The organism is Bradyrhizobium sp. IC4060 (assembly GCF_020193715.1).
Lineage (GTDB): Bacteria > Pseudomonadota > Alphaproteobacteria > Rhizobiales > Xanthobacteraceae > Bradyrhizobium > Bradyrhizobium yuanmingense.
Map to the genome: position 1 here is coordinate 1290491 of NZ_JADYVJ010000001.1, position 20633 is coordinate 1311123.

A 20633-nucleotide genomic window follows, 5' to 3' on the forward strand; every position below is an offset into this window, starting at 1 on the left:
CGTCGCAATTAGTCCACCGCGTCGCTGGGACGCGCGATCCGTTCCGTGAGCTCGACCGTCAGCGGAAACGCCAGGTTCTCGTTCTTGGGCGGAATTGGCCTGGTGAACCATTTGGCGTAGGTCTTTTCGAACTGGCCCGATGCCATCTGCTTCGACAGAACGTCGTCGACCAGCGCCTTGAAGCCGGTATCGCCCTTCGTGAACATCAGGCCATAATAGATCTTGGCGTAACCCTCGGGGAGAAATATCAGCGCATCCGGCTTCGGAGCTGCGGCCTTGAGGCCGGCGAGCAGAATGTCGTCCTCCATGAACGCGGCCGCGCGGCCGGTGTTCAGCATCAGGAAGGATTCGGCATGGTCCTTTGCCTGGACGATGTTGAAGCCGAGCTGCTCCTTCGCATTCACGCCTTGCGCGAAGCCGACGGCATTCGAGCCCTGGGTGACGACGATGGTTTTGCCCTTGAGATCGCCGGCCGTCTTCAGGCCGCTGTCCGCTTTGACCAGCCAGCGCGGCTGACTGACGAAGGTGGCGACGGAAAACGAGACCTGCTCCTGCCGCTTCCTGTCGTTGGCCGTGCCGCCGCACTCGATGTCGACGGTGCCGCTCTGGATCAGCGGGATGCGATTGGACGAGTTCACCGGAACGTAATTGACTTTGAGATTGGGTAAGGCGGTCTCCGCCTTGATGCGCTCGACGATGGCCGCGCAGAGGTCGAGCGAGAACCCGATCGGCTTCTGGTCGGGACCGAGATAGGAGAACGGGATCGAGGCCTCGCGATGACCGATGGTGATGGCGCCGTTCGACTTGATCCTGGCCAGCGTGGGGCTGTCGGCGGCAGAAGCGGCGCTGCCGAGGCCGCCAATGACCGACAGAATGCTCAAGACACATGCAAACTTCGTCATGTACGTCTCCTTGCTGGACAGCCTATGCGGCTCTCGATGATGGCTTCACGCCGCGCCGCTGGATGACCTCGATCAGGCGGTCTACGTCGGCAATCGTGTTGAACATCCCGAACGACACGCGAATGCCGTCCCGCTCCGGCGACACGCGGACGTTATTCTCCTCGAAATGGCCGAGCCATTCGGCCGCGGGCAGCGCAATGACGTAGATGTGCGGCGCGCGATGCTGCCGCGCGCGAGGGCCGACCAGGCGAACGCCCAGCACATCGAGCCGGGCGATGAGATGATCGCCGAGATCGAAACAATGGTTCTGGATGTTCTCGACGCCCAGCGCTTCGATCATGTCGAGCGAGGCATCGAGGGCATGGATCGCCGGAAGATTGAAATTGCCGAGCTCGAAGCGGCGCGCGCTCGGGGCCGGATCGAGCCTGTCAGGCCGGGCGATCAGATCGGCCGGGACTTCAGCGAGGCTCGCAGCCGCAAGATAGGTCGGCTCGAGCTCAGCCCTCGACTTGTCCCAATAGAGCAGGCCCAGCCCTTGCGGCACGAGCAGCCCCTTATGGCTGCCCGAACCGATGAAGGTCGCGCGTATGGCTTTCGCATCGATTGGCACGACACCGATCGCCTGCATCACGTCGACGACGAAATGGAGCCCCTTCTCCGCGCAGAGGGCGCCGATGCTTTCGATGTCGAAACGATGGCCGGCATGGAATGTCACCTGCGAGATCGAGATCGCCCTCGTGCTCGCATCGATGTAGGGACGAAGACTGTCGGCGTTCACGATCTCCGTCATCGGCACGAATGCGACGGTCACACCCTTGCGCCGCAGATTGAGGAACGCGTAGGCGTTGTTCGGATGATCGCCGTGGATCATCAGGACCTTGTCACCGGCGCGCAGCGGCAGCGCATTCGCGGCGATGTTCATGCTTTCCGAGGTGTTCTTGGTGAAGGCGATCCCGTCGCCCGATACGCCGAGAAACCGCGCCAGCTTTTCGCGCGTCTGCTCGACGCGATCGAGCCAGACGCTCTTCGGGCCGGCGGTCTCGAGACCTTCGCTCAGAAAACGATCGATCGCCGCTTTGACGGGGCGCGCAAGCGGCGTCTGGAAGCCGGAATCGAGATAGGTGATCCGCTCGGCAGCCGGAAACTCCCTCCGCACGGCATCGACGTCATAATGGCCTGACATCCCGATCTCCTGAAGCACTTCCCCGGTGGCTCGCACTGCACAAATCCTGTTCACCACCGAGCAGCGCCAACGATATGGGCACGACACAAAAGTGGCTATACAAATTTTCATATTCCAGTATATTTCGTTCCGAAAAATGATAATTTGTACTTCGGGTGGAGACTGGCGAAATGCAGCAGCCGAGTACCGACGGGCCATTGGACCGCGCCTTCGCGATCATTGGCTATGTCGCCAGCCAGACCAGAGCAGCCTCGGTCGCGGACATCGCCGCTGCGCTGTCCCTGCCGCTGCCGACTGCGCATCGGCTCATCGGAAATCTGGAACAGCGCGGGCTGCTTCAGAAAGCCGTGGGAACGAAGCGGTACGTGGTCGGCAATCAAATGGTCACGCTGTCGGCCCGCGTCATCGGCGCAGCTTTCCGTACCGCCCGCCGGCACGCGGTGCTCCGCGCCGTCGCCGCCGAAATCGGCGAGCAATGCGAGATCGGCGTCGTGCGGGACAACGTCGTTGCTTACGTCGACAGCGTCCGCGTATCGCAACCTCAAGGCCTGCAATTCAATCCCGGCGAAGCGGCCCCGCTCCACTGCACGTCGACCGGCAAGATCTACATGAGCCGGCTGCCGGAACGCGCGCGCGAGAAGCTGTGCCACGCGCTCACGCTGACGCGATACACCGAAACCACGATCGTGGACGTCGAGCACCTGATGAAGGTGCTCGATGAGACCCGCAAGCGCGGCTGGGCCAAGACCAATGAAGAATATGTGCGAGGCGTGGTCGGCTGTGCCGTTCCCATCCTCTCACCGGATCGCGAGCTGATCGCGTGCCTGGGTGTGTCTGTTCCCGTGGCACGGGTGAGCTTCACCGAGCTGGATCGGTTCATAGCTCCCCTGCAGAAGGCCGCTGCGCTGCTATCGGAGACGATCCTCGCGGACAATGAGGACGGCGTAAGCGAAGCCGTGTCGGCAAGCTGATGCTGCTCGAACGTCGTCCACAGTCACCGAGATTGTCCTCGCCCTGCAAGCCGGATCAGGCCTTGGTCAATATCTCGGGCGGTGCGACTTCGCCCACTCGCGGGCATGTGCGATGGGCTCTTGCGGCGGCAGGATGGCGCGCAGCTTCTGTATCGCCGGCTGGCTCTCCATGGGTCCCGCCATCGACAGAAGGCCGGAAATTTCGGACCCTGCCGGCGCTGTTCCTGCAGGAGCGTCGTCAAAATTCAGGCTCTCGGCCATGGCGTTTCCTCCCATCAGCACAGCCAGCATAGGCGGCCAGGACGAGACCGGCCCGTGCCGACGCCCGCGACGCAAAGGCCAAAGCGGCGCGCATCGTCGGCTGCCCCAACACGTCAGACATTCAATCATTGAAACGCCTCACGGTGCATTTTCTGTGCCTTGGATCAGCTCTTGGTGCTGGCGGTCTTGTCGATCGCTGCGCGCAAGCCTTCAGCAAGCTTGATCGCGTCGTCATTGGCCCAGAAGTGCATGAAGAAGAGTCGCGGCTGTTCGTTCAGCATATGGCTGTGCAGCGCCGTCACCTCGATGCCATGCGTCCGCAGCGCCGCGATGACTGGATTCACCTCGTGGCTGGTCAGCACGAAATCGCCGGTGATGGCGGCCTTGCCGCCGCCGGTCGGCTGGAAATTGATGGCGGTCGCGACGCCCATTGGACCGACGGGGGTTAGCAGCATGCCGTTCTCCGTGATCGGGTCGCGCCGTTTCACATTGAACTGGTAGACGCCGCCATTGCCCTGCCCCTTGACGCCGATGATTTGATCGAGCTTTGCGGTGTCGAGATCGATAGAGGGCGGATTCCCGGCTGCGGCGACCGTCAGGGGCGTCTTGCTTTCGGCGAGCGCATCACGGATTGCCGACGCCAGCTTGATAGGGTCGCCGTGTCCGGCGACGTGCATGTAGAATGTCGCCGGGCTTGCGCGCAGCAGATGGTTGTGCACGGCAGTAATCTCGAGACCGCTCGTAATCATCTTCGCCATCACTGGATTGATCTCGGTCTCAAGCAGCACGAGGTCACCCATGACCATCGTTCCGCCATGCGCAGGCTTGAACGCCAGCCAGCCGCCAAGCGCCAGCGCCGGTTTGATCGTGACGCCATCCAACGTCACGGTGAGATCGGTGCGCGGGAAGCCGTAGCGATGGACATCGTCCGCAACGGTGGGCTTGCGGCCCAGCGTCTCATCGACCTTTTGCCAGTCGATGCTCTGCGCGTGAGCGTTCGTGATGAAGCAGGCAGCGACGCCGATCAGTGCCGAAACAGTCCTATGCATGGATCAGCTCCCTTGAGCTCTGGGTGAGTCCCTGCCCCAGGTGACGTCGGATATGTGAGGCCGCTCTGGCTGTTCCGCCACACACAGCGGACTCGCCGCGGAGGCGCATGCCATGGTGGTTCGGATGCCGGGAGGGTCGTGGAATGGAGTTGCGATGTGTGATGACATGCTGCGCCCTTGGTGATCAGGACGCGATGCTTGGGCATGTCGCCTCACGGGGAGATCGCACATCCCCGTCGCGCTGACTAAAAACCCGCAGGACAGAACTGTCAACCGGCGCACGGCCGCTCCACGTCACGAAGAGTTCACCCTTTGAAGGAACCCGCCAGCCGCCATCTTGAAACGACGAGGCGGTTTCACATAAATTGTCCGCGTGGGGACGATGCAGACTCCCCGTGAGACCCAGGTCCAAGCTCTGCGCAGCACGCAATTCCGTGGAGCTTGCGCATGGACACCGAACGTCACTCCTCTCCCCTCCGAACCATCGCCATCCTCTCGCGCGGCGACGCGGCCGCGCGGCGCGAGGCGACGGCGCAGAACAGCCGCTTCGTCCGCGTCTTCGAGGCGCTCGCCGCCGCGGGCATTGACGCCTTCCCAGTGATCTATGACGAGAGCTTTGCGGGCGCGGTCCGCGACCAATTGCTTGCAGCCGACGGCGTGCTGGTCTGGGTCGATCCGATCCACCAGGGCAAGACCCGCGCCGAGCTCGACGGCCTGCTGCGTGACGTCGCGGCGCAAGGGCCATGGGTGAGCGCGCATCCGGACATCATCCTGAAGATGGGCGTCAAGGAGGTGCTCTACCGGACACGGCATCTGGGCTGGGGCGCCGACACGCACCGCTATGACACCGCCGCAAGCTTCCGCAGCCAGTTTCCGGCGCGCCTTCGTGCCGGCGGCCCGCGCGTGCTGAAGCAGAACCGCGGCAATGGCGGCCAGGGCGTCTGGAAGGTGGAGGCCCTGCCCGACAGCCAAGACATGGTCCGCGTGCTGCATGCGCAGCGCGGCAGCATGCCTGAGGACATGCCGATCGATGCGCTGCTCGCACGGTGCGAGCCCTATTTCGGTTGGGGCGGCTGCATCATCGACCAGGCGTTTCAACCGCGCCTGCCCGACGGCATGATCCGCTGCTACATGAGCGGCGCCAAAGTCGCAGGCTTCGGACACCAGAAGATCAAGGCGCTGATCCCGCCGCCGCCGGAGGGACCGGAGGCGCCTGAGGCGCAGCCCGGGCCGCGGATCATGCACGGGCCTGATGCTCCGCCATTCCAGGCGCTGCGAGGAGCGATGGAGGACGAATGGACGCCGCAGATGATGGCAACGCTCGGCATCGATGAGTCGTCATTGCCGGTGATCTGGGATGCGGACTTCCTGTACGGGCCGAAAGATGCGGCCGGCGCAGACACCTACGTGCTCTGCGAGATCAACGCGAGCTCGTGCTTTGCGATCCCCGAGGAGGCGCCGGCTGCGATCGCCCGGACGGTGAAGCAACGGCTGATGCGGACCGAACGTACAGAGGCCCGAACATAGCCTGGTCGCGCTCGTCGGAAATGGCAGCAGCTGTCAGGCGACAGTACGACGCAATCCCGATTTGGTTGCGTTGTTGAAGCCAAAAGGCGCGAGGGCTATCGATCTGAAACGTCATCTTCGATCGGAGGAACGCATGAGCACCATCACCGGCGGCTGTCATTGTGGCGCAATCCGTTACGAGGTCGAAGGCGAGCCGATCGTACACGCGCTTTGCCACTGCCGCGATTGCCGGCTACACGCCGGCGCTCCTGTCGTCGGCTGGACGATGTACCCGGAGGGCGCGGTTAAGGTGACGAAGGGCGAGCCGAAGGTTTACCGCTCCTCGGAACACGGGCGGCGGCACTTTTGCAGCGCGTGCGGAACCGGACTGTTCTACGTCAATGCCAGCATCCTGCCGGGGATCATCGACATCCAGAGCGCGACCTACGACGATCCCGAGGCCGTGCCTGCCACGATACAGATCCAGGTCGCCGAGCGCCTGCGCTGGATGGAGCATGCGCACGAACTGCCGGCATTCGAGCGCTATCCGCCGCAGCCGTAGTGGTGGCTAGGCGGAATGAGTAGTTTGATTGCTACAACGTAAGTGCGCCCCCTCTCCCGCTTGCGGGAGAGGGCTGGGGAGAGGGTGCTTCCGCAATGGGATAGTCCCCAAGAGGAGAAAGCCCTCACCCGCGCCTTCGGCGCGACCTCTCCCGCAAGCGGGAGAGGTTGCACCGAGCCCGCAGCTAAAGCCATTCCGCTTTAGGCATCGCGCAGCACCGTCCGCTCCTTTATCAATCAATTTCCTGCGCGCCGATGAAGCGCATGAACGGCTTCTGACCGTCGGCACCGAACAGCACGACCTCGTAACGCTGCGGCTTGCCGCCTTCCATGCCCGGCGATCCGACCGGCATGCCCGGCACGGCTATTCCCTTCGCGTTTGGACGCTCCGCGAGGAGGCGTCGCACGGCCGCGGCCGGCACGTGCCCCTCGACGACATAACCGGCGACCTCTGCCGTGTGACACGCGACCAGGTTCGAGGGGACGCCGAGACGCGCCCGGATCGGCTCGAGGTCGGGAGTCTCCTCCACCTGGGCGGTAAATCCTGCGTCCCGCAGATGCTGCACCCAGCCGGCGCAGCAGCCGCAGCTCGGATCCCGGTGCACCGTGAGCGCGGCTGCGTCGGATGCTGCCGCGGCGGGCCTTGCAAAAGCTGCCGCGGCCATCAGCCCGACAAGGGACCGGCGGGTCATCAGGTATGCGCGTTGCTTCATCTTCGGCTTCCTCTTCTGTCACTCCGTCGCCCTGACATATGATCGTGCGTCACGGCTCGCCTCATCCGGCCGGCTCCACGACGCGCAATCTGGCGCCGATCGGCTTGTGCATCTCAGCCGGTTGTCCTCTGTCCTCGCGCGTGGGCGGCAGGCGGACACCCTTCACCAACCCGAAGATCGCCGGGATCACGATCAGCGTCAGCAGCGTCGACGATATCATGCCGCCAATCATCGGCACCGCGATTCGTTGCATGATCTCCGACCCGGTTCCGGTGCTCCACATGATCGGCAGCAGGCCCGCCATGATGGCGACGACCGTCATCATCTTGGGACGGACGCGCTCGACCGCGCCCACCATGATCGCCTCGTGGAGATCCTGCCGGGTGAGGCCCCTGCCCTCGGCGCTGCACGTCGCCTTGATCTCGGCCAGGGCATGCTCGAGATAGATCAGCATCACGACGCCGGTCTCGGCGGCGACGCCGGCAAGCGCGATGAAGCCGACGGCGACGGCGACCGACATGTTGAAGCCGAGCCACCACATCATCCAGATGCCGCCGACCAGCGCGAAGGGCAGCGACAGCATCACGATCAAGGTTTCGGTCATGGCCCTGAAATTCAGGTACAGCAGCAGGAAAATGATCGTCAGCGTCACCGGCACCACGATCTTCAGGCGCGCCGCGGCGCGCTGGAGATATTCGTACTGACCGCTCCAGACCACGTAATATCCTGATGGGAACTGGATGCTGTCAGTCACGGCGCGTTGCGCATCGGCGACGTAGCTGCCGATGTCGCGATCGCGGATGTCGACGTAGACGTAGGTCGCGAGTTGGCCGTTCTCGGTCCGGATCGAGGTCGGCCCCCGCGCCGGCTCGACCTTCGCGACCTCGCCGAGCGGCACCGCGCCGCCTGCGGGCATCGGCACCAGGATATCACTGGCGATCGCTTTGGGATTGTCGCGCAGGTCGCGCGGATAGCGCATGTTCACCGTGAACCGCTGCCGCCCCTCCACCGTCGTCGTGACGGTCTGGCCGCCGAGCGCCGCCGCGATGGTGTCCTGAACATCCTGGATCAGGATGCCATAGCGGGCGAGCGCCTCGCGATCCGGGACGATCTCGAGATAGTAGCCGCCGATGCCGCGCTCGGCATAGGCCGATGAGGTGCCCGGCACCGTCTTGATCACCCGTTCGACCTGCTTCGCCAGCCGGTCGATCTCGACGAGGTCGGTGCCCATCACCTTGACGCCAACGGGGGTGCGGATGCCGGTGGACAGCATGTCGATGCGCGCCTTGATCGGCATAGTCCAGGCGTTGGAGACGCCCGGAAACTGCAGCGCCTTGTCCATTTCCGCGATCAGGCCGTCGATGGTGACGCCTTCCCGCCAAAGCTCCTTCGGCTTCAGGCTGACCACCGTCTCGAACATCTCGGTCGGGGCCGGATCGGTCGCGGTCGCCGCCCGTCCCGCCTTGCCGTAGACCGATTCGACCTCCGGAAAAGACTTGATGATGCGGTCCTGCGTCTGCATCAGCTCGGCCGCCTTGGTGACGGAGATGCCGGGCAGCGTCGTCGGCATGTAGAGCAGCGTGCCCTCGTTCAGCGTCGGCATGAACTCGGTGCCGAGCTGCCGCGCCGGCCAGATCGTGACGGCGAGCACGACCAGCGAGGCCAGGATCACCGGCGTCTTGGCGCGCAGTACGCCCTTGATGACCGGGCGGTAGATAAAGATCAGGAAGCGGTTGATGACGTTTTTCCTCTCCGGCACGATCCTGCCGCGGACGAAGATCACCATCAGCGCCGGCACCAGCGTGACGGACAACAGGGCCGCGGCCGCCATCGCGAAGGTCTTCGTGAACGCCAGCGGGCTAAACAGCCGCCCCTCCTGCGATTCCAGCGTGAAGATCGGCATGAACGAGACCGTGATGATGAGTAGGCTGAAGAACAGTGCCGGCCCGACCTCGGATGCCGCGTCGATCAGGATCTGGACGCGCGACTGACCGGGCTCGGCGCGCTCGAGGTGCTTGTGCGCGTTCTCGATCATGACGATCGCGGCATCCACCATGGCGCCGATCGCGATCGCGATGCCGCCGAGGCTCATGATGTTGGATCCCAGGCCCAGCAGCTTCATGGCGCCGAACGCCATCAGCACGCCGACCGGCAGCATCAAGATCGCGACCAGCGCGCTGCGGACATGGAGCAGGAACACGATGCAGACGAGCGCGACGACGATACTCTCCTCGAACAGCGTGTGCTTGAGCGTGTCGATCGCCGAATAGATCAGGCCCGAGCGGTCGTAGACCGGGACGATCTCGACCGATTTCGGCAGGCTGCTCGCAATCTCCTTGAAACGCTTCCTGACGTTTTCGATGACGTCGAGCGCGTTGACGCCGAAGCGCTGCAGCACGATGCCGCTTGCGACCTCGCCCTCGCCGTTCAGCTCCGCAATGCCGCGCCGCTCGTCGGGTCCGAGCTCGACATTGGCGACGTCCCGCAGCAGCACCGGCGTGCCGTTGCTGGTCTTCAGGACGATGTTGCCGAGATCGTTGATGCTCTTGATGTAGCCCTTGCCGCGAATGACGTATTCGAACTCCGACAGCTCGACCGTGCGGCCGCCGACGTCGGCATTGCTGGCACGGATCGCCTCCCGGATCTTCTGCATGCTGATGCCGCGGTCGCGCATGCGCTGCGGGTCGAGCACCACGTTGTACTGCTTGACGAAGCCGCCGATGCTGGCGACCTCGGCCACGCCTTCGGCCTTGGCGAGCGCGAATTTCAGATTCCAGTCCTGGATCGTGCGCGTGTCGGCGAGGTTCAATTCTTTCGACATCACGGCGTATTGATAGACCCAGCCGACGCCGGTCGCATCGGGCCCGATGGTCGGGGTGACGCCGACGGGAAGCCGAGACGTGGCGCCGTTCAGGAACTCCATCACGCGCGAGCGCGCCCAATAGATGTCGGTGCCGTCCTCGAAGATCACGTAGACGAACGACACGCCGAAGAAGGAGAAGCCGCGCACCACCTTCGATTTCGGCACGGTCAGCATCGCCGTCGTCAAGGGATAGGTGACCTGGTCCTCGATCACCTGCGGCGCCTGGCCGGGATATTCGGTGTAGACGATGACCTGGGTGTCCGAGAGGTCGGGGATCGCATCCAGCGGCAGATGAAGCAGCGCGTAGAAGCCGGCGGCCGCCGCAAAGCCGGTGCCGAACAGCACCAGCAGCAGGTTGCGCGCCGACCAGGCGATGATGCGGGCGATCATTTGTGCTCTCCCGTCGCATGGCCGGCGTCGGAGGCTTGAGGCGCAGCCTCGGCAAAGCCTTTCAGCGCGGCCTTCAAATTGCTTTCCGCATCGATCAGGAAGTTGGCGGATGTGACCACCGCTTCGCCTTCGGCAAGGCCGTCGCGCACTTCGATAAAGCCGCCGCCGCGGCGGCCGAGCTTCACCTCCCGCGGCTCGAAGCGCCCGTCCCCCTTGTCGACGAGGACGGCCTGCCGCGTGCCGGTGTCGAGCACCGCGCTGTCCTGGATCGCCAGGACAAGCGCGCTATCGGCCGTGTCGACGTCGGCATCGACATACATGTCCGGCAGCAGCAACGCTTCGGGATTGGCGAGCTCGATGCGGACGCGAACCGTCCGGGTTTCGCGGTTCACCTGTGGATAGATCACCGCGATCTTGCCGGTGAAGCTTCGGCCGGGGAAGCTGCGCGCGCGCACCGCGACAGACTGCCCGACCGCGATGTTGCCGAGATCGCGCTCGGCGACGTCGACCAGCGCCCAGACCAGCGAGGTGTCGGCGATGCGGAACAGCACGTCGCCGGGATTGGCGCGCATGCCTTCGATCGCGTTGCGCTCGAGCACGATCCCGTCGCGCGGCGCCGACCAGTGGATGGTGACGGGCGCGACACGCGTTCTCTCCATCTCGGCGATCACCCGCTCGGGGACATCGAGATTGATCAGCCGTTGCCGCGAGCCGCGGCCGTAGATCTCGACCCCGCCGACGGTCTTGGAGGTGATGGTCGCAAGATAGTCGGCCGCCGCGGAGGCGACCGCCGAGCTGTAGATCTCCATCAGCGGCTGGCCCGCCTTGACGCGGGAGCCGGTGGTGACGTCCGCGATCTTCTGCACGAAGCTCTCGGCCCGCATCGCGATCACCGAGACGCGGCGCTCGTCCAGTTGGATCGTACCGGGCGCCTTGACCAGGACCTGGACCGATCGCCGCGCCACCGGCTCGGACTTCACGCCGCTGCGCTGGATCTTGCCGGGCGACAGTTTCACCGTGCCGTCATCGGCGTCGTCGCCTTCGTAGACGGGGATATAGTTCATCCCCATCGGGTCCTTCTTCGGCACCGGCGAGGTGTCGGGCAACCCCATCGGATTGCGGTAGTAGAGGATTTTTCGCGATGAAGCCGCCTGCGGTGGCTTCGGCTCTGCCTGGGCGGCCTTGTCGTCATCGTAGACCGGCAGATAGTCCCGCCCGCGGTCGTCCTTCTTTGGCCCGGCGGACCAAAGCGGCGCGCCGCTCGGATCGCGATAGTAGAGCGGAGTCCGGTCCGCTGGCGCCGCAGCCGGGGTCACCTCGGCATGGACCGACCAGCGCCCCTCGTTCGAGAACCAGTACGCGCCAAAGGCGAGGCCACTGCCGAGAGCGAGAGTCGTCAAGAGACGCAACGTCTTCATGGTTGTTTCGCGCGCTCGGAGCGCGCGTCCATGTGAATGGGAAAGAGAAGTTCGGGCACCGTCCGACGGCGCCCGAAAGCTCACTTGATCGCCTTGACGATGACCTTGCCGGTGACCGTCTCAGGCTCGCCCTGCACCTTCGCCGAGAGCGTGACCTGATAGCGGCCGGCCATCGGCAGGTCCGTCCTGAAGGCGTAGACGCCCGGCTCTTTGGAGGGCAGTGGCGCGACCGCCGATTCCATCTCGGCCATGCCGTCCGGAGCCATGTCGACGCGCGTCTTGAAGATGACGGCATCAAGCACCGGCTTGCCGGTCTGCTTGTTGGTCAGGCGAACGGCGAGCGTGACGTCGTCGCCCTTCTTCATCTCGGGATTGACCGGCTCGAAAGCGTAATCGCCGGCACCCGCCAAGGCGACTGAAGCGGCGAGCGAAAGGGTGGCGGCAACAGCCGCGGTGCTGAACTTGGAAAGCATTGTCCTGTCCTCATGAATTGATCTCGACCGCGACGCTTGAATGCGCACATCAGTCATCGCCGCGCGGGGCGTGCCCGCGCGCGTCTTGAGAGATCAGATTCGAGGAGGCCGGAAGGGAGGACTGCCGCCGCGCGAGTCGACGACCTGATCGGCAGGAATAGCGGTTTCCGCTGCCGCGACGGCAAGGAATTCGAACGCCAGGGGACGAATGTCCGCCAGTGCGACGGTGCCGCCGACACAGCAGAAGCCCATCCCGCATTGGTAGCCGGTGTCGGAGCCCGTTCCCTTCATGTCGGGACAACAATCGTGCACCGACATATCGTCGTCGCCGCCGACCTGCATGGCCGCCTTCATGTCACCCGACGACATCGCGACGCCGGAAGCGGACGCGCCAGCCGGCAGCATCGCCAGGGAGATGGCGATGGCGAATGCCAGGATGGTCCGAACGATCCGCATGAAACGTGCTTTTAACCTTTTGGAACCGCAACGCAGCCTCAGTAGCATAGTCTGCGGCCGAAAGCATTCTTTGATCAAAGTCAAGCATTCGTGACCAAGGCTCCGAGGCCTGTTAGGCCGATCGCCCGCATCCTGCCTCGCCTATTGCGACTTCGATACCAGCTCGTCGGACCGCGCCGTCCGCGACCATAGCAAGGCGAGCGGGCCGAGCGCGATCCCGGCCGCGAGCACGATGAAGGCCAGCAACCAGCCCTCTGCACTCTGGGGGCCGCCAGCGGCATCGAGGGCAACCCCGGTTCCCCAGGCTCCGATCGCCGATAGGCCGAACCCGACGGTCGAATGCAGGGCGAGAGTCGCCCCGCGATGCTCCGAGACAGCCGCGGCCGACATCCCGGCTGTCAATGCACCGGAATCCGCTGGCACTGTCAGGCCATAGATCATCAGCAGCAGCGCCAGCACCCATGCTGGAGCCGTCGCATTCAAGCCGATGACGAGGGCAACGCAAGCCGAGGCGATCATCACCACCGTGATCGCCCGATGTCGCCCGAATTTCAGTGCGGCCTCGTTGCCGAGGATGCTGGCCGGCATGGAGATCACTGCAAAGCAGAAGCTCATCAGGACCGGGCTCAGCCATGAGGGCGCACCCTGATGCGCGACGACGTAGGTCCAGAACCCGACCAGCCAGGTGCGAATGCCGTAGAGCTCGAAGCAGTGCGCGCCGTAGCCGAAGATGTAACCGAGCGCCTTGCGGTTGGCCAAGACGGGCGCAAAGTTCAAAAGGCGTCCTGATCTTGGAGCGGGACTGCGGCTCTCGATCAAGAGACACGCGACCACCATCGCGATGGGACCGATGCCGGTCACGTAGAACGCGGTCCGCCATCCCCAGCCGTCGGCGAGGACTTGGGCGATCAGGAACGACAGGCCGACGCCCACCGAGAAGCTCGACGTGTAGAGCGTGACCGCCCGCGAGGTGTCGCCGGCGGGCAGCCGGTCCGTCAGTGCCTTGAGCCCCGGCATGTAGGCACCGGCAAAACCAAGGCCGGCGAGCGACCAGATGATGGTCCCCGACCAGAAGCCTTGCGCGAAGATGCCAAACGCGACGGTCGCAAGTCCGCTGACGACAGAGCCGCCGAGGAGCACGAGCCGTGCGTCGATGCGATCGGTCAGTGTCGTCAGCACGGGCACCGCCAGCATGTAGCCAAACGCGTAGCCGCTCGCCATCATCCCGCCTTCGGCGGCGGACAATCCCCACACCGGCATCAGATGCTGGGCCAAATTCGCGGACAACGTCACGTGCGGCAGCAGATTGCCGAGCTGGCCGATACACATCACCGCAATCAGCGGCCAGCCGCGCAAGCTACGAATGTTCCCCTCCCATCGGACAGCGACTCATGTCGTGTGATCCCCACGGAGCAGCAGAAGCGCGAAGAATGCAGAGACCGAGGCCAGCGCGCCGATCCAGAGCGCGCTGCTGCCGAGATGCTCCACCATCAGTCCCAGCGCAAGCGGCGCGAAGGCGCCCGTTGCCCTGGAAGGCAGCGAAATCATCCCGACCCGTCTGCCGAACCCGACCGGCCCAAACAGCGCCAACGGCAGCGTACCACGGGCAATGGTGATGATGCCGTTGCCCGCGCCATACAGCACCGTGAAGAGCGGTGCGAGCAAAGGGCCGCCCGCGACCAGCGCAAGCACCCCGATCGGATTCATGAGCATGGCGAGCCGCGCCGACAGCAGCGGATGAAACCGGCCAAGCCATCCTGCTTCCAGAAGGCGGGCGCCGACCTGTGCCGGTCCGACCAGTGCTCCCGCCAGCAACGCCTGTGCCGGCGTGGCGCCGAACGCAACCAGCATGGTTGGCAGGATGGCCGAGACTCCGGAGCTGACAAAACTTGCGGCCGCAAACATGTACGCCAGCAATATCATTGCGAAGGTTTCGCTCTGTCCGCCGGATTGCTGGCTTGCGCCCGTGCTCGGTCCAGCCTCCTGATGCAACGGAGCGGCACGGGGCAGCGCAAGGTTGAGCGGCAAGGCAAGGCCGATGTGGATCACCGCCCAAAGCTGGCAGGCCGCGCGCCAGCCGTACTCCGTGGCGAGCCATGTCGTGAGAGGCCAGCCGAGTGTGCTGGCGAAACCGGCGATCAGGGTGATGCCGGTGATCGTTCGTCGCGCATTGGCGCCGTAAATGCGCGCAAGCGTCGCGAACGCGGCCTCATAGAGGCCCATGCCCATGCCGATGCCGAGCAGGATCCAGGCTGCGATCAGCACCGCTACGCCATAGGCCACGGACAGCAGCAGCAAGCCCGCCGCGAAAACGAGGTTCGAGACGGCAAGCAGGCCGCGCCCACCGAACGTATCGATGGCGTGCCCAACGCGCGGACCAAGCAGGCCGGAGATGACGAGCGCTCCCGATAGCGCGCCGAACACGTAAGTCGGCGCAAGACCGAGATCGCCCGCGATCGGCGCTGCCAGGATGGCAGGAAGATAGTAGCTCGACGCCCACGCGATGGTCTGCGCGGTGCCGAGGGCGATGACGACGGTGAGCGGGCCTGCAGTGCCTCGGCTCATGAGCAGCCGCACCCCGCACCGCCCGCCTTCCTGGCGGATTCATCGGCGGCACAGCAGGCCGAAGGTTCGGCCTTGGCCGGGCCGCCGCAGCATCCCGCCGCGCTGGCGGACGCCACGCTGCCGCGTGTGCAGACGCCGGTCTCCGGGAGCACGAGCTCGACCCGTGCCGCGGCCTTCTTGTCGCCGGCGATGTCGGCGACGATCGATCGGACCTGCTCGTATCCGGTCATCATCAGGAAGGTCGGCGCACGTCCGTAGGATTTCATGCCGGCGAGATAAAAGCCCGGCTCATCATGCGCCAGCTCGCGCGCGCCGTGAGGCCGCACCGTTCCGCAGCTATGCTCGTTGGGGTCGATGAGCGGCGCGAGCGCGAGGGGCGCCTCGATCGCCGGATCGAGCCGCAGCCGCAGCTCGGACAGAAGCGAGAGATCGGGCCGGAAGCCGGTCGACACCACCAGCTCATCGGCAACCACACTCCGCGCAGCCACGCCGGCGCCTGTCGAAACTCTGAGGCGGCCTTCGATCTCCGAAATGTGAGTGACAGCGAAGCCGGTCTCGACCGCGATCTTTCCGGCAGTCACGAGCGCGGCGAAGGCTGAGCCCAGCTCACCGCGCGCGGCAAGCTTGTCGTTGCGGCCGCCGCCAAAGGCCTTTGCCGGATCGTCGCCGCGCAGCAGCCAAACGGGCCTGGTGCCGGGCGCCTCCTCGGCGAGTTGCGCGAGATCGATCAGCGTGCCCAGCGCGGAATGGCCGGCACCGAGCACGGCGACGGTCTTGCCGGCGTATCTGCTGCGGGCGGAGCCGCGCACAGCCGGCATGCCATAGGCGATGCGGCCGGCGCATTCGCGTTCGCCGAACGCCGGCAGACCGTTGCTGCCGGCGGGATTGGGCGAGAACCACGTGCCGGAGACGTCGATGACGGCATCGGCGCGCAGCACTTCGTCGCCTTTGCCGTTCCGGTAGCGGATCTCGAACGGCGCCTGGTCCCGCCCCTTGGTCTTCGCCTTGTCGAAGCCGGCGCGGCTGATCGCCGTGACGCGGCTCGAGGTCCGGATCGTCTCGCGCAGCGGCGTTCGCGCTGCCAGCGGTGCGAGATAGCGCTCGATCAGTTCGCCGCCGGTCGGATAGGAGCTCGGGTCCGGCGAATTCCAGCCCGTCGGCGCAAGCAGGCGCGCGGCCGCCTTGTCGACATTGTATTCCCACGGCGAGAAGAGCTGGACGTGCTGCCATTGCCGCACCGCATGTCCCGCCTCGGATCCGGCTTCGAGCACGACAGGGGACATGCCGCGTTCGCGCACATGAGCGGCGGCTGCAAGGCCGACCGGCCCCGCCCCGATGATCGCTACCGTCTTGTCCATTTCGAAGCCTCCATCCTTCTAGAATTATGGAATAATTGTCGAAATCAATCAGGCTGCGGTCTGCGCATCCTTGCATCCCGTTTCTTCCGCACAGCATTCCGCGGCCAGGAAGTCGACCAGGCCGCGCATGGCGTCGAAATTGGCGCGGCAGATCAGGGTGGTCGATTCCCTGCTCTGACCGACCAGTCCGACCGAGACCAGGGTCTTGATGTGGTGCGACAGCGTCGAGGCCGGGATCTTCAGCTTGTCCTGCAAGCGGCCGACCGGCATGCCCGCATGTCCGGCCCGGACCAGCGCCCGGTAAATCTGCAGGCGGGTCCGATTTCCGAGGGCTTCCAGGCGTGCTGCTGCGTCGTCGATCTTCATGAGCGACACGGTGCGCCGGTGCACATCGATTGTCAAACGATATTTCTAGAATATTCGAAATTTGAGCTCGCGCCATCGCCGGAGGTTGGCAGAGATTGACTCGGTCCCTTTAATTCCATAAATCTGGATATATGGAAACTGAACAAGCCGTCCTGGCGCTCGCCGCGCTGTCCCAACCGACCCGTCTGGAGGCGTTCCGGACGCTGGTCAGGCACGAGCCTGAAGGTCTTGCGGCCGGCGATCTCGCGCGCCTCTTGGAGGTCCCGCAAAACACGCTGTCGGCGCATCTGTCGATTCTGAGCCGCGCCCGCCTCGTGTCTTCCGAGCGGCACAGCCGCTCGATCGTCTACCGAGCCAATCTCGGCGAATTTCGCGACGTCGCACTCTTCCTGCTGCGCGATTGCTGCGACGGACGGCCGGAAGTTTGCGACCCCGTCGTCGAGACCTTGCAATCGTGCTGCTCGCCAAAACGAAAGGAGCGAAGCCGTGTCTGATCACAGGTTTAACGTCTTGTTCCTATGCACCGGCAACTCGGCGCGATCGATCCTGGCTGAATCGATCCTGCGCAAGGACGGCGGCGGCCGCTTTCAGTCCTTCTCCGCCGGCAGCGCCCCGAAAGGCGCAGTCCATCCGCTGGCGTTGCGCACGCTGGAACAGATGGGCTATCCCGCCGACGGAATGCGCTCGAAAAGCTGGCTGGAGTTTGCCGCTCCGGATGCACCGGTGATGGATTTCGTCTTCACCGTCTGCGACAACGCAGCGGGCGAGTCCTGTCCGATCTGGCCGGGCCAGCCGATGACGGCACATTGGGGCATCGAGGATCCTGCCGCGGCAGAGGGTTCAGAACTGGAGAAACAGGCGGCCTTCGTCACCGCGTTTCGCTACCTCAGAAACCGCATCGCTACATTCGTGAACCTCCCGCTGAGGAGCATCGACAAGCTTTCGCTCGGCACCAAGCTGCGCGAGATCGGCCGCTCCGAAGGTGCAACCGATTTGGCGCCGAAGGCCGGCTGATGGACAGTTTCGATCTCCCGCGGCGCCTCGCGGCCGAAGCGCTCGGCACGGGTATTCTCGTCGCCACCGTGGTCGGCTCCGGCATCATGGCGGAAACGCTGACCAAGGACGTCGCCCTTGCGCTGCTCTGCAACACCTTGCCGACCGGGGCCATCCTGGTTGTCCTGATCACGGTGCTCGGTCCGATCTCCGGCGCCCACTTCAATCCCGCAGTGACGCTCGTCTTCACCGGCAAGCGCGAGCTGCCGGTCAACGAGGCCGCGCTTTACGTGATCGCGCAGATCGCTGGCGGCATCGCGGGAACGCTGGCGGCGCATCTAATGTTCGGCCTGCCGCTGCTCGACCTCTCGACCAAGGTCCGAACCGGAGGGCCGCAATGGTTCGCCGAAGCGGTCGCTGCGTTCGGGCTGGTCGCGACGATCCTGGCCGGCATCCGGTTTCAGCGGACGGCCATCCCCTGGCTGGTCGGCCTTTACATCACGGCCGCCTATTGGTTCACGGCTTCCACGTCGTTTGCCAACCCTGCGGTGGCCATCGCAAGGTCGCTGACGAACACGTTCGCCGGCATTCGCCCCGCTGACCTGCCCGGATTCATCCTCGCGGAACTCTGCGGCGCCTTCGCGGGCATGCTGCTGATGACCTGGTTGCTCGGCCGCTCACGCGCGTCCGCCTCGGTCGCAATCACGGAGACAGTTCGATGACCGTCACGATCTATCACAATCCCGCCTGTGGCACCTCGCGCAACACGCTGGCGATGATCCGGCAGAGCGGCGTCGAGCCTGATGTCATCGAATATCTGAAGACTCCACCCTCGCGGGACAAGCTCAAGGAACTGATCGCGAGCATGGGCATTCCGGTCCGCGCGCTGCTGCGCGAGAAGGGAACGCCTTACAAGGAGCTCGGCCTGGACGACCCCAAATGGAGCGATGAGCAGCTCCTCGATGTCATGATCGCCCACCCTATCCTCATCAACCGGCCGATCGTGGTGACGCCAAAGGGCACGCGCTTGTGCCGGCCGTCGGAAGCCGTGGTCGATCTCCTGGACAATCCGGTTGGCCGGTTCGTGAAAGAGGACGGCGAGGTGGTGGAAGCGCGCTAGGCCTGAAGGCGCGCCGTGAGACAGATGCAGTCGAGCTAGCCCAGCAAGCCCTTCAACCCCGCATAGATCGAGCCGATACCGGTGGCAGCAACGCCCGCGAGCGGCCCGACGGTCTGCATGAGATCCTGAATCAAGCGGGCACGACGGCGCAGCTGTTCCTCGCCGACATGCTGCCCGAGCAGCCGCGCCACCCTGAATGCGAAAGCGTTCGGCTTGCCTCCCTGCGTCAGCACACGCGGCAGGATCTGGAAGATCACGACGCTGAGAATGTTGCCGGAGACGAAGGCGAGCAGGATGCTCGCGCCATATTCGAACACTTCACGCCATTCGATCCAGATCGTCGGAAGGATCGGAACATGGTCATGGATCCCCGTAACCGTCAGCATTGACAGGACGCTGACGGCCGCTGCCAGGAACGCCAGCACGAACGCCGTCAGGGCGGATACCCGGTGCAACGGATAAGCCACGAAGCCGAACAGCAGCGGTATGGCGATCGATGCAATCCGGAGCGGGATCGGGGACACGTTGAAGGTGATGGTCACGAGCACATGCGCGATCACCAGCAGCAGGGCTGGAATGACCACATAAAGCACCGCATGCGTTCCGTAATAGCGCAACGGATTGTTGTAGCGCTCCAGACGGACGTTGACGCGATCGAGATCCCGCCTGAGCTTGTCCAGCTCGGCAACGATCTCGTCGATCTCGAGGAGCGTCGGTCGCACGACGCGCAAGTCGCGCGAACAATGCTTGCACGCGATGGCTTCGTCCTTGATCGTCTCGGCGCAGAACGGACATTCCATCGCTAGCGCGACTTCCCTCGCCTCATAATGGCTTCGATCTCGCCTCTGGCCCGCTTCAGTTCATCGCGCAGATCCTCGCGCTTGCGCAAGAGATCGTCGCGCTCGGCAAGCAACGTGGCGGGAACGGCGATGTCGCGCCCGCACGAGGCGCAGACCAGCGCACCCTCGGCATTTTCCGACCGGCAGTAGAGGCACGCCACTTGCGAGTTCACCTGCGAGCTCACTTGGGCGCAACCTTCAGGGTGAAGACGGTCGTGCCCGGCCGGCCATCGCTGTCCTTGATGTCGACACGCATCGTGTACTCGCCCGGCGGCAACTCCGCATCTTGCATGTTGATGCCATCTGGCTGCACGAAGGGCTTGACCCGAGGCGTCAGGTCGACGTTCGGCGTTCGGAGGAAGATCACCTTGACCGATTCCGGATCGATCTTGGCCCCGCCATAGGACTGGAATTTCAACACCAGCCGCAGAGGAGAATTCGCGGGAGCGCCCGGCGAGACGAACTCGATTTTCGGGCCGCGCATGATGCCGCGCTGATCGACGGCGACCGCGCCTTTGGGAGGCGGCAGCTTGGCCTCCTCTTCCGTGATCAATGGCGCGGCGAGCGAGGATCCCGCGGCCAACAGACCTGCAACCACCAGAGCCAGTAGAGCATTCCGCTTCATTTTCCTTGCCCCCTTTCCCAT

23 protein-coding genes are annotated in these 20633 nt (G+C 64.6%); 7 read left to right on the plus strand and 16 right to left on the minus strand.

The annotated features are described in order from the left end of the window. Window positions 1-8: 8 nt before the first annotated feature. Entirely contained in the window at window positions 9-902 is an 894-nt protein-coding gene (locus tag I6F16_RS06100; protein WP_036023221.1) for an amino acid ABC transporter substrate-binding protein, read from the minus strand. A 22-nt stretch (window positions 903-924) separates the two neighbouring features. Beyond that, entirely contained in the window at window positions 925-2085 is a 1161-nt protein-coding gene (locus I6F16_RS06105; protein WP_225111728.1) for an aminotransferase class V-fold PLP-dependent enzyme, read from the minus strand. 170 nt (window positions 2086-2255) lie between these two features. Here I6F16_RS06105 and I6F16_RS06110 point away from each other — a divergent pair, with 170 nt between their 5' ends. Continuing rightward, window positions 2256-3056 carry an IclR family transcriptional regulator gene (locus I6F16_RS06110; protein WP_036005860.1) on the plus strand — a complete coding sequence of 267 codons (801 nt, stop codon included), beginning with the start codon at window positions 2256-2258 and terminating at the stop codon, window positions 3054-3056. A gap of 66 nt (window positions 3057-3122) precedes the next feature. Here I6F16_RS06110 and I6F16_RS06115 read toward each other — a convergent pair whose 3' ends face one another. Next, the gene (locus tag I6F16_RS06115) at window positions 3123-3317 is read right to left on the minus strand and encodes a hypothetical protein (RefSeq protein ID WP_225111727.1); all 195 of its coding nucleotides are present in this window, start codon (window positions 3315-3317) and stop codon (window positions 3123-3125) included. A 164-nt stretch (window positions 3318-3481) separates the two neighbouring features. Then, entirely contained in the window at window positions 3482-4366 is an 885-nt protein-coding gene (locus I6F16_RS06120) for a DUF1259 domain-containing protein (RefSeq protein WP_225111726.1), read from the minus strand. A gap of 447 nt (window positions 4367-4813) precedes the next feature. Here I6F16_RS06120 and I6F16_RS06125 point away from each other — a divergent pair, with 447 nt between their 5' ends. Both I6F16_RS06125 and I6F16_RS06130 read left to right on the plus strand, forming a co-directional pair. Then, the gene (locus I6F16_RS06125) at window positions 4814-5893 is read left to right on the plus strand and encodes a Cj0069 family protein (protein WP_225111725.1); all 1080 of its coding nucleotides are present in this window, start codon (window positions 4814-4816) and stop codon (window positions 5891-5893) included. 133 nt (window positions 5894-6026) lie between these two features. After that, window positions 6027-6434, plus strand: coding sequence for a GFA family protein (locus I6F16_RS06130; protein ID WP_036005868.1), 408 nt, complete (start codon window positions 6027-6029; stop codon window positions 6432-6434). 232 nt (window positions 6435-6666) lie between these two features. On the opposite strand, the gene I6F16_RS06135 is transcribed toward I6F16_RS06130, so the two are convergent. The 9 genes from I6F16_RS06135 to I6F16_RS06175 all read right to left on the minus strand — a co-directional run bounded on the left by I6F16_RS06135 (window position 6667) and on the right by I6F16_RS06175 (window position 17035). After that, window positions 6667-7146: a DUF411 domain-containing protein gene (locus I6F16_RS06135; protein WP_036005872.1), complete on the minus strand. Its 480-nt coding sequence runs from the start codon at window positions 7144-7146 to the stop codon at window positions 6667-6669. Between the two features lie 61 nt (window positions 7147-7207). Next, window positions 7208-10399 carry an efflux RND transporter permease subunit gene (locus tag I6F16_RS06140; protein WP_225111724.1) on the minus strand — a complete coding sequence of 1064 codons (3192 nt, stop codon included), beginning with the start codon at window positions 10397-10399 and terminating at the stop codon, window positions 7208-7210. Next, window positions 10396-11817, minus strand: coding sequence for an efflux RND transporter periplasmic adaptor subunit (locus tag I6F16_RS06145; protein WP_109144388.1), 1422 nt, complete (start codon window positions 11815-11817; stop codon window positions 10396-10398). The genes I6F16_RS06140 and I6F16_RS06145 overlap by 4 nt, the downstream gene beginning before the upstream one ends. 80 nt (window positions 11818-11897) lie before the next feature. Further along, entirely contained in the window at window positions 11898-12290 is a 393-nt protein-coding gene (locus I6F16_RS06150) for a FixH family protein (protein ID WP_109144389.1), read from the minus strand. A gap of 93 nt (window positions 12291-12383) precedes the next feature. After that, the gene (locus I6F16_RS06155; protein ID WP_036005883.1) at window positions 12384-12746 is read right to left on the minus strand and encodes a hypothetical protein; all 363 of its coding nucleotides are present in this window, start codon (window positions 12744-12746) and stop codon (window positions 12384-12386) included. A 141-nt stretch (window positions 12747-12887) separates the two neighbouring features. Beyond that, a complete protein-coding gene (locus tag I6F16_RS06160; protein WP_036023230.1) occupies window positions 12888-14075 on the minus strand; it encodes an MFS transporter in 1188 nt (395 codons plus the stop codon). 60 nt (window positions 14076-14135) lie between these two features. Beyond that, entirely contained in the window at window positions 14136-15323 is a 1188-nt protein-coding gene (locus I6F16_RS06165; RefSeq protein WP_225111723.1) for an MFS transporter, read from the minus strand. Beyond that, window positions 15308-16669 carry an NAD(P)-binding domain-containing protein gene (locus tag I6F16_RS06170; RefSeq protein WP_225111722.1) on the minus strand — a complete coding sequence of 454 codons (1362 nt, stop codon included), beginning with the start codon at window positions 16667-16669 and terminating at the stop codon, window positions 15308-15310. Before I6F16_RS06170 ends, I6F16_RS06165 begins: the two co-directional genes overlap by 16 nt. 48 nt (window positions 16670-16717) lie before the next feature. After that, window positions 16718-17035: a metalloregulator ArsR/SmtB family transcription factor gene (locus I6F16_RS06175; protein WP_225111721.1), complete on the minus strand. Its 318-nt coding sequence runs from the start codon at window positions 17033-17035 to the stop codon at window positions 16718-16720. A 131-nt stretch (window positions 17036-17166) separates the two neighbouring features. Here I6F16_RS06175 and I6F16_RS06180 point away from each other — a divergent pair, with 131 nt between their 5' ends. From I6F16_RS06180 to arsC, 4 genes are read left to right on the plus strand one after another with little or no spacing between them, the layout of a single operon-like run. Continuing rightward, a complete protein-coding gene (locus tag I6F16_RS06180; protein WP_225111720.1) occupies window positions 17167-17529 on the plus strand; it encodes a metalloregulator ArsR/SmtB family transcription factor in 363 nt (120 codons plus the stop codon). Continuing rightward, on the plus strand, window positions 17522-18049 hold the full coding sequence (locus tag I6F16_RS06185) for an arsenate reductase ArsC (RefSeq protein WP_225111719.1): 528 nt from the start codon (window positions 17522-17524) through the stop codon (window positions 18047-18049). The genes I6F16_RS06180 and I6F16_RS06185 overlap by 8 nt, the downstream gene beginning before the upstream one ends. Further along, window positions 18049-18750, plus strand: a complete 702-nt coding sequence (locus I6F16_RS06190) for an MIP/aquaporin family protein (protein ID WP_225111718.1) — start codon at window positions 18049-18051, stop codon at window positions 18748-18750. Before I6F16_RS06185 ends, I6F16_RS06190 begins: the two co-directional genes overlap by 1 nt. Next, window positions 18747-19148 carry an arsenate reductase (glutaredoxin) gene (arsC, locus tag I6F16_RS06195; protein WP_036005892.1) on the plus strand — a complete coding sequence of 134 codons (402 nt, stop codon included), beginning with the start codon at window positions 18747-18749 and terminating at the stop codon, window positions 19146-19148. The genes I6F16_RS06190 and arsC overlap by 4 nt, the downstream gene beginning before the upstream one ends. 35 nt (window positions 19149-19183) lie before the next feature. Here arsC and I6F16_RS06200 read toward each other — a convergent pair whose 3' ends face one another. Genes I6F16_RS06200 through I6F16_RS06210 form a run of 3 tightly spaced genes read right to left on the minus strand, consistent with a single transcriptional unit; the run spans window position 19184 to window position 20612 of the window. Then, entirely contained in the window at window positions 19184-19948 is a 765-nt protein-coding gene (locus tag I6F16_RS06200; protein ID WP_036005895.1) for a hypothetical protein, read from the minus strand. 2 nt (window positions 19949-19950) lie between these two features. After that, window positions 19951-20160 (minus strand): hypothetical protein, encoded by a 210-nt coding sequence (locus I6F16_RS06205; RefSeq protein ID WP_036005954.1) that lies wholly within the window; start codon window positions 20158-20160, stop codon window positions 19951-19953. An 8-nt stretch (window positions 20161-20168) separates the two neighbouring features. Then, window positions 20169-20612: a hypothetical protein gene (locus I6F16_RS06210; protein WP_225111717.1), complete on the minus strand. Its 444-nt coding sequence runs from the start codon at window positions 20610-20612 to the stop codon at window positions 20169-20171. Between the last annotated feature and the right edge of the window lie 21 nt (window positions 20613-20633).

Coding starts and splice junctions, on each gene's coding strand:
- I6F16_RS06100 (WP_036023221.1), bottom strand. CDS start 902: ATGACGAAGTTTGCATGTGTCTTGAGCATTCTGTCGGTCATTGGCGGC.
- I6F16_RS06105 (WP_225111728.1), bottom strand. CDS start 2,085: ATGTCAGGCCATTATGACGTCGATGCCGTGCGGAGGGAGTTTCCGGCT.
- I6F16_RS06110 (WP_036005860.1), top strand. CDS start 2,256: ATGCAGCAGCCGAGTACCGACGGGCCATTGGACCGCGCCTTCGCGATC.
- I6F16_RS06115 (WP_225111727.1), bottom strand. CDS start 3,317: ATGGCCGAGAGCCTGAATTTTGACGACGCTCCTGCAGGAACAGCGCCG.
- I6F16_RS06120 (WP_225111726.1), bottom strand. CDS start 4,366: ATGCATAGGACTGTTTCGGCACTGATCGGCGTCGCTGCCTGCTTCATC.
- I6F16_RS06125 (WP_225111725.1), top strand. CDS start 4,814: ATGGACACCGAACGTCACTCCTCTCCCCTCCGAACCATCGCCATCCTC.
- I6F16_RS06130 (WP_036005868.1), top strand. CDS start 6,027: ATGAGCACCATCACCGGCGGCTGTCATTGTGGCGCAATCCGTTACGAG.
- I6F16_RS06135 (WP_036005872.1), bottom strand. CDS start 7,146: ATGAAGCAACGCGCATACCTGATGACCCGCCGGTCCCTTGTCGGGCTG.
- I6F16_RS06140 (WP_225111724.1), bottom strand. CDS start 10,399: ATGATCGCCCGCATCATCGCCTGGTCGGCGCGCAACCTGCTGCTGGTG.
- I6F16_RS06145 (WP_109144388.1), bottom strand. CDS start 11,817: ATGAAGACGTTGCGTCTCTTGACGACTCTCGCTCTCGGCAGTGGCCTC.
- I6F16_RS06150 (WP_109144389.1), bottom strand. CDS start 12,290: ATGCTTTCCAAGTTCAGCACCGCGGCTGTTGCCGCCACCCTTTCGCTC.
- I6F16_RS06155 (WP_036005883.1), bottom strand. CDS start 12,746: ATGCGGATCGTTCGGACCATCCTGGCATTCGCCATCGCCATCTCCCTG.
- I6F16_RS06160 (WP_036023230.1), bottom strand. CDS start 14,075: ATGTGTATCGGCCAGCTCGGCAATCTGCTGCCGCACGTGACGTTGTCC.
- I6F16_RS06170 (WP_225111722.1), bottom strand. CDS start 16,669: ATGGACAAGACGGTAGCGATCATCGGGGCGGGGCCGGTCGGCCTTGCA.
- I6F16_RS06175 (WP_225111721.1), bottom strand. CDS start 17,035: ATGAAGATCGACGACGCAGCAGCACGCCTGGAAGCCCTCGGAAATCGG.
- I6F16_RS06180 (WP_225111720.1), top strand. CDS start 17,167: ATGGAAACTGAACAAGCCGTCCTGGCGCTCGCCGCGCTGTCCCAACCG.
- I6F16_RS06190 (WP_225111718.1), top strand. CDS start 18,049: ATGGACAGTTTCGATCTCCCGCGGCGCCTCGCGGCCGAAGCGCTCGGC.
- arsC (WP_036005892.1), top strand. CDS start 18,747: ATGACCGTCACGATCTATCACAATCCCGCCTGTGGCACCTCGCGCAAC.
- I6F16_RS06200 (WP_036005895.1), bottom strand. CDS start 19,948: ATGGAATGTCCGTTCTGCGCCGAGACGATCAAGGACGAAGCCATCGCG.
- I6F16_RS06210 (WP_225111717.1), bottom strand. CDS start 20,612: ATGAAGCGGAATGCTCTACTGGCTCTGGTGGTTGCAGGTCTGTTGGCC.